This window comes from Acinetobacter sp. ANC_7511 (assembly GCF_056779975.1).
The window spans coordinates 74,742-92,397 of the sequence record NZ_JBWYIY010000011.1; the positions used below are offsets into that span (position 1 = coordinate 74,742).

General features: G+C 38.8%; 12 protein-coding genes. 5 read left to right on the forward strand and 7 right to left on the reverse strand.

Features of this window, described 5'->3' with window-relative positions; translation table 11 throughout:
- Positions 1–24: 24 nt before the first annotated feature.
- Positions 25–3,711: a methionine synthase gene (gene metH, locus AC1M9L_RS09085; RefSeq protein ID WP_481591925.1), complete on the reverse strand. Its 3,687-nt coding sequence runs from the start codon at positions 3,709–3,711 to the stop codon at positions 25–27.
- Between the two features lie 458 nt (positions 3,712–4,169).
- On the opposite strand from metH, the gene AC1M9L_RS09090 reads away from it, so the two are divergent.
- Positions 4,170–5,792: an inorganic phosphate transporter gene (locus AC1M9L_RS09090; RefSeq protein WP_180027990.1), complete on the forward strand. Its 1,623-nt coding sequence runs from the start codon at positions 4,170–4,172 to the stop codon at positions 5,790–5,792.
- A gap of 74 nt (positions 5,793–5,866) precedes the next feature.
- Here AC1M9L_RS09090 and AC1M9L_RS09095 read toward each other — a convergent pair whose 3' ends face one another.
- The 3 genes from AC1M9L_RS09095 to AC1M9L_RS09105 all read right to left on the reverse strand — a co-directional run bounded on the left by AC1M9L_RS09095 (position 5,867) and on the right by AC1M9L_RS09105 (position 9,293).
- The gene (locus AC1M9L_RS09095) at positions 5,867–7,408 is read right to left on the reverse strand and encodes a hypothetical protein (RefSeq protein ID WP_481591926.1); all 1,542 of its coding nucleotides are present in this window, start codon (positions 7,406–7,408) and stop codon (positions 5,867–5,869) included.
- A gap of 159 nt (positions 7,409–7,567) precedes the next feature.
- On the reverse strand, positions 7,568–8,521 hold the full coding sequence (locus AC1M9L_RS09100; protein WP_481591927.1) for an ABC transporter substrate-binding protein: 954 nt from the start codon (positions 8,519–8,521) through the stop codon (positions 7,568–7,570).
- Positions 8,522–8,675: 154 nt separating this feature from the next.
- Positions 8,676–9,293, reverse strand: a complete 618-nt coding sequence (locus tag AC1M9L_RS09105; RefSeq protein WP_179997692.1) for a rhomboid family intramembrane serine protease — start codon at positions 9,291–9,293, stop codon at positions 8,676–8,678.
- Between the two features lie 159 nt (positions 9,294–9,452).
- On the opposite strand from AC1M9L_RS09105, the gene nfuA reads away from it, so the two are divergent.
- From nfuA to AC1M9L_RS09120, 3 genes are all read left to right on the forward strand, one after another.
- Positions 9,453–10,091: a Fe-S biogenesis protein NfuA gene (gene nfuA, locus AC1M9L_RS09110; protein ID WP_481591928.1), complete on the forward strand. Its 639-nt coding sequence runs from the start codon at positions 9,453–9,455 to the stop codon at positions 10,089–10,091.
- A 222-nt stretch (positions 10,092–10,313) separates the two neighbouring features.
- The gene (locus tag AC1M9L_RS09115) at positions 10,314–12,572 is read left to right on the forward strand and encodes a TonB-dependent receptor domain-containing protein (protein WP_481591929.1); all 2,259 of its coding nucleotides are present in this window, start codon (positions 10,314–10,316) and stop codon (positions 12,570–12,572) included.
- Positions 12,573–12,663: 91 nt separating this feature from the next.
- The gene (locus AC1M9L_RS09120; RefSeq protein WP_481591930.1) at positions 12,664–13,914 is read left to right on the forward strand and encodes a class I SAM-dependent methyltransferase; all 1,251 of its coding nucleotides are present in this window, start codon (positions 12,664–12,666) and stop codon (positions 13,912–13,914) included.
- A 28-nt stretch (positions 13,915–13,942) separates the two neighbouring features.
- Here the strand turns inward: AC1M9L_RS09120 and AC1M9L_RS09125 are convergent, their stop codons facing one another.
- Both AC1M9L_RS09125 and AC1M9L_RS09130 read right to left on the reverse strand, forming a co-directional pair.
- Complete coding sequence (locus AC1M9L_RS09125; protein WP_481591931.1) at positions 13,943–14,944, reverse strand: hypothetical protein; 1,002 nt, start codon at positions 14,942–14,944, stop codon at positions 13,943–13,945.
- 17 nt (positions 14,945–14,961) lie between these two features.
- A complete protein-coding gene (locus tag AC1M9L_RS09130) occupies positions 14,962–15,972 on the reverse strand; it encodes an alpha/beta fold hydrolase (RefSeq protein ID WP_481591932.1) in 1,011 nt (336 codons plus the stop codon).
- Positions 15,973–16,293: 321 nt separating this feature from the next.
- On the opposite strand from AC1M9L_RS09130, the gene AC1M9L_RS09135 reads away from it, so the two are divergent.
- Positions 16,294–16,908 carry a carbonic anhydrase gene (locus AC1M9L_RS09135; RefSeq protein WP_035266649.1) on the forward strand — a complete coding sequence of 205 codons (615 nt, stop codon included), beginning with the start codon at positions 16,294–16,296 and terminating at the stop codon, positions 16,906–16,908.
- A 76-nt stretch (positions 16,909–16,984) separates the two neighbouring features.
- Here the strand turns inward: AC1M9L_RS09135 and AC1M9L_RS09140 are convergent, their stop codons facing one another.
- A complete protein-coding gene (locus AC1M9L_RS09140; protein WP_481591933.1) occupies positions 16,985–17,629 on the reverse strand; it encodes an arylesterase in 645 nt (214 codons plus the stop codon).
- Between the last annotated feature and the right edge of the window lie 27 nt (positions 17,630–17,656).

Below are 17,656 nucleotides of genomic sequence, written 5' to 3' on the forward strand. Positions count from 1 at the left end.
CTTCTTTCTATACTATCGAGATCCTTAAACCACAGAATCATCCAAATTCGGCGCTAACCAACGTTTTGCTTCATCCAACGTCCAACCTTTACGCTTCGCATAATCTTCCAACTGATCGCCAGAGATTTTACCCACGTTAAAGTATTCCGTTTCAGGGTTGGCATAGTAGAAACCGCTCACTGATGAAGGTGGCCACATTGCAAAGCTACTTGTTAAGTAAGTTCCGATCTTATCAGTCGTACCTAACCAATCAAACAACGGCGCTTTTTCAGAATGTTCAGGACAAGCAGGGTAGCCCGGTGCAGGACGAATACCCACATACTTCTCTTTGATCAACTCTTCATTTGAAAGCTGTTCATCCGCTTGGTAGCCCCAAAATTCTTTACGAATACGTTGGTGCAAATGTTCTGCAAAGGCTTCAGCAAAACGGTCGCCCAAAGCTTGAACCATAATCGCGTTATAGTCATCGCCTTTAACTTTGTATTCTTGCGAAAGTTCTTCTGCCCCAAAGATCGATACAGTGAAACCACCCAAATAATCCTGAGCCACATCTTTCGGTGCAACAAAGTCAGCCAGTGAGAAATTCGCTTTACCTGTGACTTTGTCAGACTGCTGACGAATATGCTCAAAGGTATGCGTCACATTGCCATTTTCATCAGTTACCACAACAGTATCTGCTGCCACACGATTCGCAGGGTAAAGGCTGAAAGTAGCGCGCGCATCGAAACGTTTATTTTCGATGATGTCTTTGAGCATCGCTTGTGCTTGTTCAAACAAATCACGTGCAGCTTCGCCAACGACTTCATCTTCAAGGATTTTCGGGTATTTACCCGCCAAGCTCCAAGAAATAAAGAACGGTGTCCAGTCGAAGTATTCAACTAAAGCTTCGAGTGGATAGTTGGTGAATGTTTGCGAACCAATGAAGTTTGGTTTTACAGGTGCATGCTTTTCAAAGTCAATCTTGAAACCATTTTCAACCGATTCAGCATAAGAAAGTTTTGCTGCTTTCGGTTGTTTGTTGGCAAGACGCGTACGGATTTTTTCATAATCCGCAGCATAGTCAGCTGCCAATTGAGGCTTCATTTCAGGTGAAAGCAATTGGGTTGCAACACCGACTGCACGAGATGCATCGGCAGTGTAGTACACACCATCATTGTGATATTGCGGTGCAATCTTCACAGCGGTATGTGCTTTAGACGTGGTCGCACCACCAATCATGAGTGGAATGTTAAAGCCTTTACGTTGCATTTCTTTGGCAACAAAAACCATTTCATCCAATGACGGTGTAATCAAACCTGATAAACCGATGATGTCAACTTTTTCATCAATCGCTGTTTGTAAGATTTTCTCACACGGTACCATCACGCCAAGGTCAACGATGTCATAACCGTTACAGCCAAGTACCACACCCACGATGTTTTTACCGATGTCGTGTACGTCGCCTTTAACAGTAGCAAGCAAGATTTTACCTTTGGCTTCGCCTTGGGTTTTTTCTGCTTCAATAAATGGGTTCAACCAAGCCACAGCTTGTTTCATCACACGTGCAGATTTCACCACTTGTGGTAAGAACATTTTGCCGGCACCGAACAGGTCACCCACCACGTTCATACCTGCCATGAGTGGACCTTCGATCACATCAAGTGGACGTGCTGATTTTAAACGTGCTTCTTCAGTATCTTCATCGATATAAGTCGTAATACCTTTAACTAACGCGTATTCAAGACGTTTTTCTACAGGTTCATTGCGCCATTCAAGGTTTTCTTCAGCCTTTTGTGCACCCGCTTGACCACGATATTTTTCCGCAACAGCGAGTAATTTTTCAGTCGCTTCTTGACCGCTTGCGCCTTGGTTACGGTTCAGTACCACATCTTCAACAGCTTCTTTTAGCTCAGCATCGATATCATCATAAATTGCAAGCTGACCTGCGTTTACGATACCCATGGTTAAGCCTTGTTGAATGCCGTGATACAAGAACACCGCATGGATCGCTTCACGAACAGGCTCATTACCACGGAATGAGAACGATACGTTTGAGATCCCGCCTGACACCATCGCATTTGGAAGGTTTTGTTTAATCCAACCGGTTGCTTCAATGAAGTCCACACCGTAGTTATTGTGTTCTTCAATACCTGTTGCGACCGCAAACACGTTCGGGTCAAAAATAATATCTTCAGATGGGAAACCCACTTCGTTGACTAAGACATCGTAAGAGCGCTTACAGATTTCCTTTTTACGTTCAGCTGTATCCGCTTGACCATTTTCATCAAACGCCATGACAATGACTGCCGCACCGTACTGACGGCAGAGGCGAGCACGTTCGACAAACTCGTCATAACCTTCTTTTAAGGAAATTGAGTTTACAACCGCTTTACCTTGTACACATTTCAAACCTGCTTCAATAATCTCCCATTTAGAAGAGTCAAGCATGATTGGCACACGTGAAATATCAGGCTCAGATGCGATCAGATTCAAGAAGTGCACCATCGCACCTTGTGAATCGAGCATGCCTTCATCCATGTTGATGTCAATGATCTGTGCACCTGCTTCGACTTGTTGACGTGCCACATCTAAAGCTTCGGTGAAGTTGCCTTCTTTAATTAAACGCAAGAATTTTTTAGAACCTGTGACGTTGGTACGTTCACCCACGTTCACAAACAAAGAATCTTTAGTAATGTTAAATGGTTCTAAACCACTTAAACGACATGCAGGTTCAATTTCAGGGATTTGACGCGGCGTAATACCTTCAACTGCTTGCGCAATCGCACGAATATGATCCGGCGTCGTACCACAACAACCACCCGTAATGTTAATTAAGCCACTTTCAGCAAATTCTTTAATAAATGCTGCGGTTTCTTCAGGGGTTTCATCATAACCACCAAACGCATTTGGTAAGCCTGCGTTTGGATGGGCAGATACAAAAGTATCCGCAACGTCAGACACGGTTTTGACGTGTGGACGCATCGCATCTGCACCCAGTGCACAGTTAAAGCCAATCGATAAAGGCTCTGCATGGCGCATTGAGTTCCAGAATGCTTCTGCGGTTTGACCTGTGAGTGTACGCCCTGATGCATCGGTAATGGTGCCCGAAATCATAATTGGGAGTTCATAACCAATTTCTTTAAACACTTCTTTCACTGCAAAGATGGCAGCTTTGGCATTTAGGGTATCGAAGACCGTTTCAATCAAGATGATGTCTGCACCACCTTCAATTAATGCTCGAGTCGCTTCTATATAGTTAACTTTTAACTCATCAAAGGTGATGTTACGGAATGCCGGATCATTTACATTTGGTGAAATTGAAGTGGTACGTGACGTTGGTCCTAATACGCCCGCGACAAAACGTGGCTTTTCAGGTGTTGAGTATTTTTTACATGCTTCTTTGGCAATTCGAGCTGCTTCACGGTTAATCTCAGGAACCAAATCTTCCATATGGTAGTCAGACATTGAAACACGCGTTCCATTGAACGAGTTGGTTTCAATAATATCTGCACCAGCTTCAAGATAAGCTTCATGAATGCCTTGAATAATCTGTGGTTGAGTTAGAACCAATAAGTCGTTATTACCCTTAAGGTCGTAGGCCCAATCCGCAAAACGTTCACCACGGTAATCAGCTTCTTCCAATTTGTGGCGTTGGATCATGGTACCCATTGCACCATCAATAATCAGGATACGTTTGGCAAGAAGCGCTTTTAAGGTGGCGAGGGTAGACATCAAATGACTCTCACAAAAATCTGCACAAATAATGGTGCAATATTTTAGCAGAGTTACGTCCACTTTTCTGATAAATAAAAATTTATGAACCTATTCCCAAAAAATTAAGGATGAATTTCATCCATCAACTACGATGATCAACCTATCAAAACTGAAACTTTCTATATTTCATCATGTTGTCATAATCTAATGTAATAATAACTGCCGTTGTAACAAATGTGACAGTGATGTCATCTTTATTTCATCTATTTAATTACCGATTGAAATAAAGATTAAAGACGAGGGTTTTGAATTAACTATATGATTATTATTGTTAAATTTTGAATATCATTAGTTTTTAAAGTTTAATTTTCTTAAATAAGTGTCATTTGGATGACTTATATGACAGCTCTTTGTCATATAATTGTAATAATTAAATTGAACAATAGAGGGGATATTTATCCTCTTTCTCTGCTTGCATGAATTCTAATCAAACTCCAGTTTCAGATTCAGCACAATCGTCAACGCCTATGCAGTCGACGAATGTTCACGTGCCAACGCCGAAATTCTTTATGCCAGTGTTCCTTACACTGATTGTTTCAACCTTGATTTACATTGGTTTTCAGTTGGCTGCTGATTTATCTCATGTGCCTGCTTTAAATCTTTATGCTGTGATCATGTTGGCCACGGCATTGTTTATCGCATTGGGTTTCGAGTTCGTTAACGGTTTCCATGACACGGCCAATGCTGTGGCAACAGTTATTTATACCAACGCTTTATCTGCACCTGTCGCTGTAATGTGGGCAGGCTTCTGTAACTTCCTTGGCGTAATGGTCGCAAGTGGTGCAGTTGCCTACGGTATTATCGCGCTATTGCCTGTTGAATTGATTATGAACGTCGGTTCAGGTGCTGGTTTTGCCATGGTCTTTGCCATGTTGATTGCCGCAATCGTATGGAACTTAGGAACTTGGTTCCTCGGTATCCCTGCTTCTAGCTCTCATACACTGATCGGTTCGATTTTAGGTGTGGGCATCATGAACTACATCTTAAACGCAGGTAATGGTGCGTCAGGTGTAGACATGGAACAGGTGATGAAAGTGGGTAAAGCACTTTTATTCTCACCATTAATCGGTTTTGCATTTGCGGCTGTATTGTTCTTATTGGTTAAAAAAATCTTTAAGAAACAAGTGGAATTATTCCAACCACCAGAAGGGAATAAACCGCCGCCGCCACTTATTCGTGCCATTTTGATTTTCACGTGTACCGGTGTAAGTTTTGCACACGGCTCAAATGATGGTCAAAAAGGTATGGGTCTGATTATGTTGATTCTGATCGGGATCGTGCCATTGGCTTACTCTTTAAACAAGAGTCTAGATCAACAACATATCCAAACATTTGGTCAGTTATCTGCTCAAACTGCTGATTTGATTTATCCAAATCACCAAGATATTCCAGATGAAAAAGCACGTCAAATTATCACGTCATATATCCAAACCAAAGAAATCACACCTGAAGTTGTGCCAGCTTTGGCAAGCTTGACGGATCATTTAGGTGAAAAAGTAGGAAGCTACACATCCATTAAAGATGTTCCTGAAGATCAAGTGGCTGAATTCCGTAATGATATGTACCTCAGCACGACTGCATTCAAGCGTTTAGATAAAGCAGAAGCTTTACCTGCCATGACTGAAGCGCAAGAAAAAACAGTGGACAACTACCGTGATAACTTAGATTCATTCCTTCAATACATTCCAACATGGGTGAAAGTTGCGACTGCATTGGCATTAGGTCTAGGGACGATGGTAGGCTGGAAACGTATTGTTGTTACCGTTGGTGAACGTATTGGTAAACAACACATGACTTATGGTCAGGGGATGTCTGCAGAGTTAGTTGCAATGTCAACGATTGCTGCTGCTGATGGCTTTGGTATGCCAGTGTCAACAACACACGTTTTAAACTCTGCTGTAGCAGGTACGATGGTTGCGAATAAGTCGGGCTTAAACTTCCAAATGGTTCGCACAATCTTATCAGCGTGGATTTTCACACTGCCAGCAACAATCTGTTTGTCAGGTGGTTTATTCTGGTTGTTCCTTCAGTTCACCTGATTGAATTCAATACTTAAAGACTAAAAAAGCGCTGAACAATCAGCGCTTTTTTTATGATCAATTGTTTATGACACTTATTTTTGGAATTTAGACCAAAGTTTTTTCAAGGGGAGTTTTTCCTCAGCAAAACCATATAATGCGGCAAATGGTAGGGCGGTGCGTGCGAGATATGCTACACGCCATAATCCACCATGATTAGCACCATGCATGATTAAGTCTAATGGATGATTGAGGGCGATGTCAGGATTGGCAACCGAATGTGGGTTTCTCAAATCATGAATCCACAACGCAGCCATAATCGCATTGGTCGTCGCGGGTTCAAATGCTTCAACATCAAACAAATTGGCACCATTGAAAGCAGCTTTTAATAATGGGTTTTTGGTTACCGAATGTGTAGTGGTCGATGGAGCAATATTAATGCTGACACGTTGACCTTGTGACCGTGCTAACGTAGCGCGCCATTGTTGAATCCTTTTCGCCAACGCATAATTTGGACCTTGTTCAACCACAAGACAGTCGCAGATCCCATACTGTTTATCATGACATTGGAATAAGCGTTCTTCGTTTTGTTTGAAAAAATAATCACGAGAGACAGTCGAAATACTCTTGGACAGAATATTTTCAAGTTTAGAGCGTGATTTAAACTTATCTAATCCACCTTGAATCACTTCCTGTGGTACAGCGTAGACGTCAGTGGGCGTACACATATACATTAAACTGGTATTGGATTTTTGTTGGCTGACATGTTGCATAATGGCGTCCATCCCCATAGAAACACGAACGTGCTTTTCGCCATCTAAATACGCAATTGCGGCAAGATCTAAGTCTTGATCAAACTGGGTGAGCCAATGTGCAATCTCAGGGGTATCTGTTAATAAGTTAACGCCTAAACGCTCTGCAGCTTCACGTATAGATGCAGATGAATCTATTGATTCGACACTTGGAGCGTATAAGGTCGCATTGCCTTGCAGAACAGTATTCAAAATCTTTGTCCATACTCGCTCATGATTTAAATCAAGCGCCACGATATTGGCTTTCCATTTCGCCAGCCAAGGTAAAGGTCCTGCTTCAGAAGCTGCACCAAACAGCACCATTGTTCGATCCGAAAGGTCAAACCACTCTGGATGCTGCACACACGCTTGTAGTGCCTGAGCATGTGATGCTTCTATAATACCTCGGTCTAACCAAAGTTGAATTTGGTCGAGTAGGGCTTGACCTTCTAAATTTTTACCCTGATAAGGTACAAACCATTGCGGCTCAGCATTAGAGTTTCCTTGAAGTGTGTAGGTATTTAAATCTTTTGATTTAAGATTCATCACTTCATTCAATGCATGTGTATGTTGATCACGTTGAAAACTAAACTCTTCATAAGCTTGTTGAAGTCCATCTTGAGCGATGCGCAGCGCAGCTTCAGGTGATGAGAGCCCACATTCTACCAACCGTTTAAAATGAATCGGATAGGATTTTCGCCAATTCTTTTCATTGATAACTGCATCAGCGTATTCTGGCTGAATCTGTTGTAATGCCGCACTGACGATGCGTTGGCCTGATTTTGAACTGCTGGGCTTAGAGGACGTGTTAGAAGAAAATTGTAAACCATCAGGTTGATTAGACATGCAAAAAATCTCAAAAAAAAATGAATAAATTCGCGGATGCCTACATTATCCTGACAAAATTAATGATCTAGGTGGCATTAATTACCAGATATTGATTGAATTATTACGAGATATTTCTAAAAAAAGGAAGCCGAAGACTTCCTTTATAAATAAAATCAATTATTTAGTATTTTTTATACCATTGATCAATTCTTCTAACATAAATGCAGTGTTATCTAAGCCAGCGCCCGTTAAATACCAGGCATCGGCATCAACAAAGATGACACGATTCTCTTTGATTGCTTGACTATTCTTGAGTAATGGATGTGATTGAATATGTTGTTTCGCAGCATAGTTTTGCGTGTTTACAGCACCACGGTCTAACACAATGATGAAATCAGGATTTTGTTTTATTGCTTGTGTTAGACGCTCTAAATTGCGTTGCGCGGCAGCAAGAGCTTCTGGTGAGTTTGGAGCAGGTCGAGTACTTGAGGCTTGAGGTGCTGCAGTTGGCACCACTGACTTTAAGCCAGAAATATCATAGGCAAATCCAAATCTTTCATTCTTTGCATGCGGTATAAAATTATCACCCATGGCAAAAAGCATCAGGCCGGATTTACCTTTAGTAAGTTGTTTAAGTTGTGCTTGAAGGGCATAGACATGATCTAATTTAGATTGTGCGAGTTGTTCCTTATTAAACATTTTTGCTAAAAAAAGTGTGCGATTTTTCAGGTCTTGATTGAAGTTTTGAGTATCAGGCCAGAGGTTGATTGCAGGTGCAATTTTTTTGACCTCATTTAATTTTGCAGCAGAACGCCCGCCGACAATGATGAGATCTGGCTTTTGTTCTTTTAATATGGTTTGGTTGGGTTCAAATAAAGATCCAGCTTTTACATATTGTTTGTCATTAAATTTTTTCAAAGCACCAACATATGTAGTTTCGGGTACGATTGATGCTCGAATACCTAAAGCATTCAGTGTATCCAACGCGGATAATTCGTACACAGCCAGCTTCTGTGGTGTATTTTGCAGCTGAATAGTTTGATCTTGATAAGTGAATTGAACAGGTTGAGCATGTGAAACAACGGCACTGAATGAAAGAATGAGTGCCAATGGAAGTTTAATGTAAGTCATATCAATACCTCGAGGTTTGATAAAAGCTTACCATGGATGTATAAATGATAATCATTATCATTGTTGAATTTGTGTTTTTATCTTCTTACTAGTATCTACTTTGAATTGAAGGGTATTTATGCGGAGTGTTTTAATCCTCCGCAAGGATTAAGAATTAAAAAGGTAGTTGAAGCAACTTGCTGAAGAAATGTGGAATAATTTGAGGTTCAATCAATATCGTAACCACGACACCGTAGGCTGCACCCCATAAATGTGCGCTGTGGTTGATGTTACTGTTTCCACGTTTACCTGACCAAATACTATAAGCAACATAAAGCACGGCAAAAATAATGGCTGGAACTGGAATAAAGAAGACAAATATCAGTTTCCATGGCTGAAATAAAATATAAGCAAACAAGACTGCTGACACTGCTCCAGAAGCCCCTAGACTTGCCCAGCGGTGATCATTTTTATGTTTTAAATAGCTTGGAATAATTGCCGCGATTAAACCGCCTAAATAGAACAGAACAAATCCGAGTTCATATAAGTATTGTCGATAAAAACTTTCAATTACACTTCCAAAGAAAAAGAGTGTGATCATATTGAACAGTAGATGTGTTCCATCTGCATGTATAAAACCATGCGTGATAAATCGATCGTATTGACCTTTCTGCATGGCTGGAGGCCAAAAAATCAAACGATTCATAATATTTTGATTGGAAAATGCAACCAGTGAAATGGCAACCGTAATTAAAACGATGGTGACAGTATGATTAAAAGGTAAATCAAGCATATGGATAAGATTGAATAAATTGCTTTAATTCTATTCATCATGCCATTTTTTTAAATTTAATTGTTATTAATATAATAATTCTGACAAATTTAGTTGAATTTTAAATATTATCCCCGATCTTCAGTTAAAATAGAGTCTTCAGCTTGAGGAAAAATTGTTATGTCGACTGAGAACACCAGCACTGCAGTTGCTGAAGAAATTCCAAATTTATTAATTACACCAACTGCGCAAGAGTATTTGTTTGAACTTTTAGAGAAGCAAAATACTCCTGGTATCGCGGTACGTGTTTTCGTAGAACATCCGGGTACACCACGTGCTGAATGCTGCATGGCGTATAGTGCACCAGATGAAGTCGTTCCAACCGACTATAAACAAGAATATCCAAAATTTGCTGCATATATTGATACACCATCAATCCCATACTTATTGGATGCAGTGATTGATTACAACAAAGATCGCTTTGGTGGTCAGTTGACTTTCCGTGCACCTAACTCGAAAGTGCCACGTGTAGGTCCAGATGCATCGATTGAAGAACGTATAACCTATGTATTACAGTCAGAAATTAACCCTGGTTTAGCAGGGCATGGTGGAAGCTGTGCATTGGTTGAAGTGGTTGAAGATGCTGAGCATGGTTTAACAGCGGTCTTGAAATTTGGTGGTGGCTGTCAAGGGTGTTCAGCAATTGATGTGACACTTAAACAAGGTGTTGAAGTTACGCTAAAACAGCATATCCCAGAGTTACAACGTGTTGTGGACCAGACAGACCACAGCCAATCAGAAGGCGCTTATATGAAATAAGTTGCCTTTAAATTTACAAAAGTTGATTTGAAAAGCTCCCATTAAAAGGGGGCTTTTTTTTATGAAAACTGAACAAAATGAGTAATATCAATAAAATTGAAATGTAAAAACAAAACTATAAATGAGAATAGTTATCATAATCTATTGCAAAGTGATTATCATTTGTTACAATGCGACACAATTCGAACAAGATCTCTCCACACATTCTTTGGTAATTACACAATGCAAAAGACATTTTTAAAATCTAAGTTAGCGTTTGCTGTCTTAACCACCATGTCGGTTTCAAGTTTTGCACAAGAGCAAATTGGTCAAGATACTAATGCAAAACAAGATACAACTAAGTTAAAAACAATTGTCGTAACTTCAGCGAGTGGTTATGAGCAAAATATAGCGGATGCTGCTGCTACTATTTCAGTGATTACTGCCGAAGAATTAGAAAAAAAATCTTATAGTGATGTAACTGATGCATTGAAAAATGTTCCAGGTGTATTTGTACAAGGCGGTGGAACGAACCAGACGATCTCCATTCGGGGTATGGGATCAGCTTATACCCTATTTTTAGTAGATGGACGTCCAATGAATGATGGTAGTCTTTTAACAACAAATGGGGGGGTTCAAGGAGCATCAGTAAACTTCTTACCGCCAATAGAATCGATTGAACGTATTGAAGTGATTCGAGGCCCGTCATCCTCTCTATATGGTTCTGATGCAATGGGTGGTGTAATTAACATCATTACTAAAAAGCATCAAGATCGTTTGACTGCAAGTATTCGAACAGAATATATCAAAGCTGGTAAATCGAATGACGTTAACAACGACGCAACCAATACCAGCTTGTATGTAAATGCACCATTAATTGATAAGCTTCTTTCGGTTCAAGTTACAGCTGGTCTTCAAACGATTGAAGAAAGTTCATTACAAAAAAATACAGCCGAAACAGGTGAGAGTGAACCAGATTTTCAAAAAACAAATCTAGGTACAAAGTTTGTTTTTACACCAGATGAAAAAAACACACTCACTGCTGAATATGTAAGAACTCAACAAGAGCGTACACACAACCCAGGTAAAAGTTATACCCAGTATGTTTCAGTAACGGGTCCTAAAGTTGATATTGATGGTAAAGATTTCGTTCTATCTAATGGAAATTATTATCCAGCATATAATACGAATAATCGTAATGATGATGGTGAGCTAATCTATCGTTCAGATGTCGTACCGAATACAGGGACTTACTCAGAATTAGAAAAAAATAATTTTAGCCTTACTCATGATGGTGAGTACGACAATCTAAAACTCACTTCTTACTTGCAATATGATAAAGATAAAAATAATGCAATTACAGGGCGTACTGTGGGTAAAGTTCAAAATCCAGGGGGGATTTTATTTGAGACTATCACAGCCAATACCCAAGGAACGTACTTTTTCGAAGATCATAGTCTGACCATTGGCGGGCGATATTTAAAAGAAAATCTTGAGGATGGTACAAGTAACCAAAATGCAGCGATGGCTGGTAAAGTCACTAAAATGGATCGATATCAATGGTCTATTTTTGCAGAAGATACTTGGAATGTCAGTGATAAGTTAGCACTAACCTTAAGTGGTCGTTTCGATGAAAATGAGTTTTTTGGTGATAATTTCAGTCCAAAGGCATATGCAGTTTATAAAGCTACAGACAACGTGACTTTAAAAGGAGGTGTAATTTCAGGCTATAAAGCGCCGAGCTTACGTAATTCTTCTCCAGATTACATGCTGAACTCAATGGGCGGGGCAATTATGCCAAACCCAAATTTAAAGCCAGAAACCAGTTTAACGTATGAAACAGGTTTTGCATTCACTCATCCTGAATTGGGTTTATCTGCAAGTCTTATGGTCTATCAAACTGACTTTAACGATAAAATTACTCGATCTGGTCGTTTAGATGGTAGTCGACTTCCCCCAAAAAATGACGGTGAGCCGCCTTACACTCAATCTGAAATTAATGATTTCGTTAATAGCAGTGCTTTCTATCAGTCCAACCTTAATCTGCCATATAACGCAAATGGTTATACACTCAACTATAACATTGATAAGGCCGAAATTAGAGGGCTTGAACTGACCACAGATTACAACATTACAGATTACTTAAAATATAGACACTCTTATACATTCACAGATAGTGAGCAAAAATCTGGACAGTATGAAGGTAAACCATTGAATAATTTGCCTAAACATATGTTTAATGCAGGCTTAGATTGGGACTTTAATGATCAATTGTATTTATGGACTCAATTGAATTATCGTGGCAAAACAGTGGGTGATACCGATGGAGATAAAACACCAGCTTATACATTTGTAGATGTTGGAGCTGTGTATAAGTATAGTGACCAATTCCAGCTATCTACTGGTGTATATAATGTTGCAAACAAAAATGTACTGAAAGATGGAAATGATTGGGTGCTTGATGGTCGACGTTACAGCTTTGCCTTGAATTATAAGTTTTGATGTCTTGTGCTTGGAGTGAGAGCGAGAATCTCACTCCAAGCTTTGAATAGTCGAGTTTAGAAGGAAAATAATGAAGCGCGTCGATGGCTATGTGGTTGACACTATCTATCCTATGTTTTTTTATCCAGAGATGCAGCCAATTTGGTTGAGTACAATCAGCCAATTTCAAGGTTATATAGCGCCAGATATATCTCAAAATTTTCGATATTTAGAGTTAGGTTGTGGTTGTGGTCTTAACTTGATTGTGGCAGCAATTGCAAATCCGTACGCTGAGTTTGTCGGAGTGGATTTTAATGACAAACACATACAACGAGCTACAGAGCTTGCTCAATTCTTACAGTTAAGCAATATAAGATTCTTAAATATAGACTTTGAAAAATTTAACAAAAATAATAATGAAGTGTTTGATTTCATTGTCTGTCATGGAGTGTATTCTTGGGTTTCTGAACACAATCAATATTTTATTAGGCAGATTCTAGATAAATCTTTAAAGGACCAAGGACTATTCTATTTACACTATATGTGCTTTCCTGGATCCGCTACTTTACAGCCTATTCAAAAAATCTTTAACTTGGTTGATAAAAATACGTCTCAGCAATCTGCTCAAAGTATTGAATTGTCTACAGCACTAGTGAGTGAATTAAATCGGAGAGGCGCTTTTATTGGATATGACAAAATACAAGGAATTGTGAATACATTAAAAAATGATACCAATTATCTCGCTCACGAACTTTTAACTGATTATTGGCAACCCCTTTATAGTGTAGATGTACATGAGATTTTAAAGATCGAAGCTGATCTATCATATATTGGGAGTGCAGTTCCAACTGAAAACTTAGATTCTCTTAGCATTCCAGTCGACTTGCAACAGTTGATATCAGATGTGAATATTTCGAATACAAAAGAGTATCTAAAAGATATTGCTCGGGATTCAAAGCAGCGTATGGATTTGTTTCAAAAAAAATCAGTGAATTACCGTTTTGAAGACCATTTAGGAATTTTACATAAGATTAGATTAGATCTTATTCTTAACAATGAGCGATTGGATAATATTAATTTAAAAACATCAATTGGCCCAATTCAAGCTCCGAAGGAGGTGATCAGTGCCATTATTGAAAGTTTAAGAACAGGTTCTAAAACTTTTCAACAGTTACATCACCTTCCTTGTTTTCAGCAAAATTTAAAACTACTTGTTGAGAGTATATTTTTATTGATGAATTGCCATTATATCTGCCCTATAAGCGAGCATAGAAAATCAAAGGACCTACGTAAAATAGAACGTCTCAATTCATGGCTGAGTGAGCATCAAATTGAGATTCAAATACCGACGACATATTTCTAATAAACCGCTCTAAGGAGCGGTTTTCTAATTAAGATGTGAGAATACTTAGTGCTGGTTCAGAATAGTAGAATTTTTCAAGATATACACGTGCACGTTGTTTAAGGTGTTCACTAGAAATCATATGCTTGATTACGGGGCAGAGTAGAGCACTTAATTCATTTTGAACAAGGCTTTCGTTGATATTGATATCTTGCATGATCAGATCAAAAGAGCGGTCTTGATTATGGCAATACCACGTGTAAATACCATCGTGTACTTGTTGCTTTAGATATTCAGTTTGACGGAGGTTGTCCCAAATATCATGTCCCATTGCCACAGTATTTGGTAGATCATTGATTTCAACATAGTTTTTAACAGAAGAGAGTGGGACTTGCTTTATTTTGTGCCAAAGATTGGCTTGAAAGTGGTATAGCTTATTATCATCAAAGTGTTGGTTAATCACTTGTTCGCTAATTTGACTGATCTTGATAATATTTTTTTGAAGATAATGTTTGACCGTATCATCAAGATTTGAATCAGTGACACTTTCAAGAACTGATTTCCCCATTTTCATAAAGCGGCCGACACCGGGTACTTTTTTATTCATCACTGAATTATCAATATAATCCTGAATAGAATGATGGATTAACTCGGTGAGCATACTCGAAAATGCGGGATTGTTCACAATACGTTTAATTAGAGCTTGGCGATGAGCACTTTTAGATGAAATGTAAAGTGCAATTCGATCAATGGTGTGAACCGAGATAATATCTTCGATTTGAGTCGTTTCATTAAGCGGGTGAACCAACGCAAATCGAATATGCTCCGCAATCTGTTGAATGAGAGAATCAGTTGCAGGTGTATTTAGAATTTGTTTTTGAAGCAGTGCATTAATCGCCTCGAAAGACCAAATTTGCTTTAAAGGTTGTTTTCGAAACCATTGATAAAAATATAAAAATTCATTTTCAATGGTGTCATCTTGAGAAAATTCATGATCAAGAAATGCCAAATGTGCCTCAATCAACTGTTCGATTTTAGGATTTTTTTCCATGAAAATTCTCAATATCCTTAATTTGACGATGACGTTTTAACGGTATTCATCTTATTTAAAAAACTTAAGTAATGTTGTGCCACAAGATCAGGTGTTTCTACGATAGGTGTATGACCAATTTGATCTAATAAAATAGGGGGATGTGCTTTTTTTAAGGCGGTCCCTAATTCATGTGCAACTTCAACATTGACTATCTGATCTTGTTTTCCCCACAAAATCAATGTTTCAACCTCAATATTTTTTAACAATTGAGCAAATGATTCAACGGTGTACTGTTGATTGAGTTTTACAAGCTGATGAATCAGCTCAGATGTATCCGCCGCGCGTTGAATAAGTGCTTGCTCTTGTTGTTTCTTGATTAAACTGGGTACGAAGGGAGCTTTATGCATGACTCTCCTAGAAACATAATTCAAGTCACCAGGTTGTGAGATTAAAAGCTGCTTTAAATAAATTGGGTTATTGAGGAAGAATGTTTTGTTGCTTCTGAATAATCCACCGGCACTGATCAGAAATAAACTTTTCATTTCTTGAGGATATTTAGCAGCATACATCAGTCCGATTGATCCACCGACAGAGTGACCCGCTAGATTAAGCTGGTTTTCAATGCGTAATGCTTCTGCAAAACGACGTAACTGTTCAGTCAGATGAGGAAGTGATAAGTCAAATCCCTTTGGTGTTAGCGTTTGTCCACTTCCAGGCAAGTCAACAATAATGACACGATATTGCTGTGTGAGATTCCGAGCTACATAATTCCAACTGTCTCGATTCATGCCTATACCATGAATGAGCAATAAGGCAGGTCGATCAGCAGGACCACCTTCGCTATAAGACCACACAACATCTCCGACGCGAATCGTTTTATTGGATAGTCCTGCCCAAGCACGTTCTTCATTTAAAACTTTTTGATAGTCGATAAATTCAACAGTATTTGCTCGAGTAGATGAGATACCGAGGCTGAGCATTAATGCGAGTAAAATGGAAAATAAATGTTGATGCTTCAATGTGGGTAAAGGAAGATGAACAAACATGCAGGTGAAATCCCTTAAAACAGGGCGACATTATAATCAAGTGACTTTTATAAAGTAGTAGTTAAAAGTAAAAAAATAAATCCTATTTTTGTGATAATTGGTTCTCGATTTAAATAAGTTTTACTTCATAAACATAAATTTAAGCGCTGAATCAGCTGCTAAAGTGTTTCAGTAAGGAATGATCATAATCATCAGATTTGAAGAAATTGAAGATATTTTTAGCAATTAACAAAAATTGTAACAGAGTTTAAATTTTGTCAGTGACAATCAAAAAGCACAGTATTAAAATTACCTCAAACCTTGATAAACCATGGATACAAGATGCTAACTGCACAAGAAGCTTTAGAACGTTTAAAAATTGGTAATCAACGTTTTGTTGAAGGTCAAACCAAGCATCAACGATTATTGACGCATCATGAGCGCGCTCAGATGGCTGAAACTCAAGAGCCATTTGCGATTGTATTAGGATGTTCTGATTCACGTGTTCCAGCTGAAATGGTTTTTGATCAGGGCTTAGGTGATTTATTTGTTATTCGTGTAGCAGGCAATATCGTAGCTCCATCTCAAGTTGGAAGTGTGGAGTTTGCAGCCGAAAGTTTTAATTGTCCTTTAGTGATTGTATTGGGTCATACACATTGCGGCGCAATCGACTCAACGATTGAAGCATTACGTAATCCTCAACAACCGCCATCTGTTAATTTGATGTCTATTGTCAATCGCGTACGTCCATCAGTCGAAATTTTAATGCAAACTGAGTTAAAAGATGATTTGAAAAAGCTTTCAGTACACGCGGTTCGCTCAAATGTTTTTGCTTCAGTTAACCAGTTGCGCCATGGTTCTGCGGTGTTGGAAAACTTGATTGCACAAGGTAAATTAAAAGTTGTAGGTGCAGAATACTCACTTGAAACAGGTGAAGTTACATTCTTTGACTTCTAATACCAGCATTTTAAAAAAGCCAGCTTAAGCTGGCTTTTTTATTGATTGGGATTTATGGATCTCTATGTCTATAACTTTATAGAGCGCCTTTAATATAAGGATATGCATTATTTAAGAGTTTAGGTTGAGCTTGTTCATTAGGATGAATCAGATCTTTTTGCATGAGTTTATTATTTCCAGCAACACCTTCTAGAATAAAAGGGAGCAACTTCACATTAAATTGCTGGCTCACAACCCTATAATTATTTTCAAAGGCTTTGCTATAGGCTGAGCCGTAATTTGGAGGAATCTTCATGCCAAACATGAGGACTTTGGCATTAGATTTTTGGCTCAATTGAACTAATCGAGTTAGGTTTTGTTGAATCAATTTTGGAGGTTGACCTCTTAAACCGTCATTACCTCCCAATTCAATTACGACAATATCTGGTTTGTGTGTTTGAAGCAATTTGGGCAAACGTGCTAATGCACCACTGGTTGTTTCACCGCTGACACTTGCATTGACCACTTGATGTTGTTTCGGATACTGTTGATCAAGACGTTTTTGCAAAAGATTGACCCAACCTTTCTCGTTAGGCACGCCGTAACCAGCACTTAAACTATCACCAAGAATAAGGATAGTTTTTGCAAAGCTATTGATCGGTAAAAGAAACAGACAACTGCAGATAAATAAAAAGGCAGTTTTTCTCAACGTAACAATATTTAAACTTTGACTGATTTGCATAAAGGCTTTCTATGTTTCGTAATGACT

What these genes read in the sequence shown, in the direction of transcription:
- metH (WP_481591925.1), bottom strand. Translation starts at nt 3,711, where the DNA reads ATGTCTACCCTCGCCACCTTAAAAGCGCTTCTTGCCAAACGTATCCTG.
- AC1M9L_RS09090 (WP_180027990.1), top strand. Translation starts at nt 4,170, where the DNA reads ATGAATTCTAATCAAACTCCAGTTTCAGATTCAGCACAATCGTCAACG.
- AC1M9L_RS09095 (WP_481591926.1), bottom strand. Translation starts at nt 7,408, where the DNA reads ATGTCTAATCAACCTGATGGTTTACAATTTTCTTCTAACACGTCCTCT.
- AC1M9L_RS09100 (WP_481591927.1), bottom strand. Translation starts at nt 8,521, where the DNA reads ATGACTTACATTAAACTTCCATTGGCACTCATTCTTTCATTCAGTGCC.
- AC1M9L_RS09105 (WP_179997692.1), bottom strand. Translation starts at nt 9,293, where the DNA reads ATGCTTGATTTACCTTTTAATCATACTGTCACCATCGTTTTAATTACG.
- nfuA (WP_481591928.1), top strand. Translation starts at nt 9,453, where the DNA reads ATGTCGACTGAGAACACCAGCACTGCAGTTGCTGAAGAAATTCCAAAT.
- AC1M9L_RS09115 (WP_481591929.1), top strand. Translation starts at nt 10,314, where the DNA reads ATGCAAAAGACATTTTTAAAATCTAAGTTAGCGTTTGCTGTCTTAACC.
- AC1M9L_RS09125 (WP_481591931.1), bottom strand. Translation starts at nt 14,944, where the DNA reads ATGGAAAAAAATCCTAAAATCGAACAGTTGATTGAGGCACATTTGGCA.
- AC1M9L_RS09130 (WP_481591932.1), bottom strand. Translation starts at nt 15,972, where the DNA reads ATGTTTGTTCATCTTCCTTTACCCACATTGAAGCATCAACATTTATTT.
- AC1M9L_RS09135 (WP_035266649.1), top strand. Translation starts at nt 16,294, where the DNA reads ATGCTAACTGCACAAGAAGCTTTAGAACGTTTAAAAATTGGTAATCAA.
- AC1M9L_RS09140 (WP_481591933.1), bottom strand. Translation starts at nt 17,629, where the DNA reads ATGCAAATCAGTCAAAGTTTAAATATTGTTACGTTGAGAAAAACTGCC.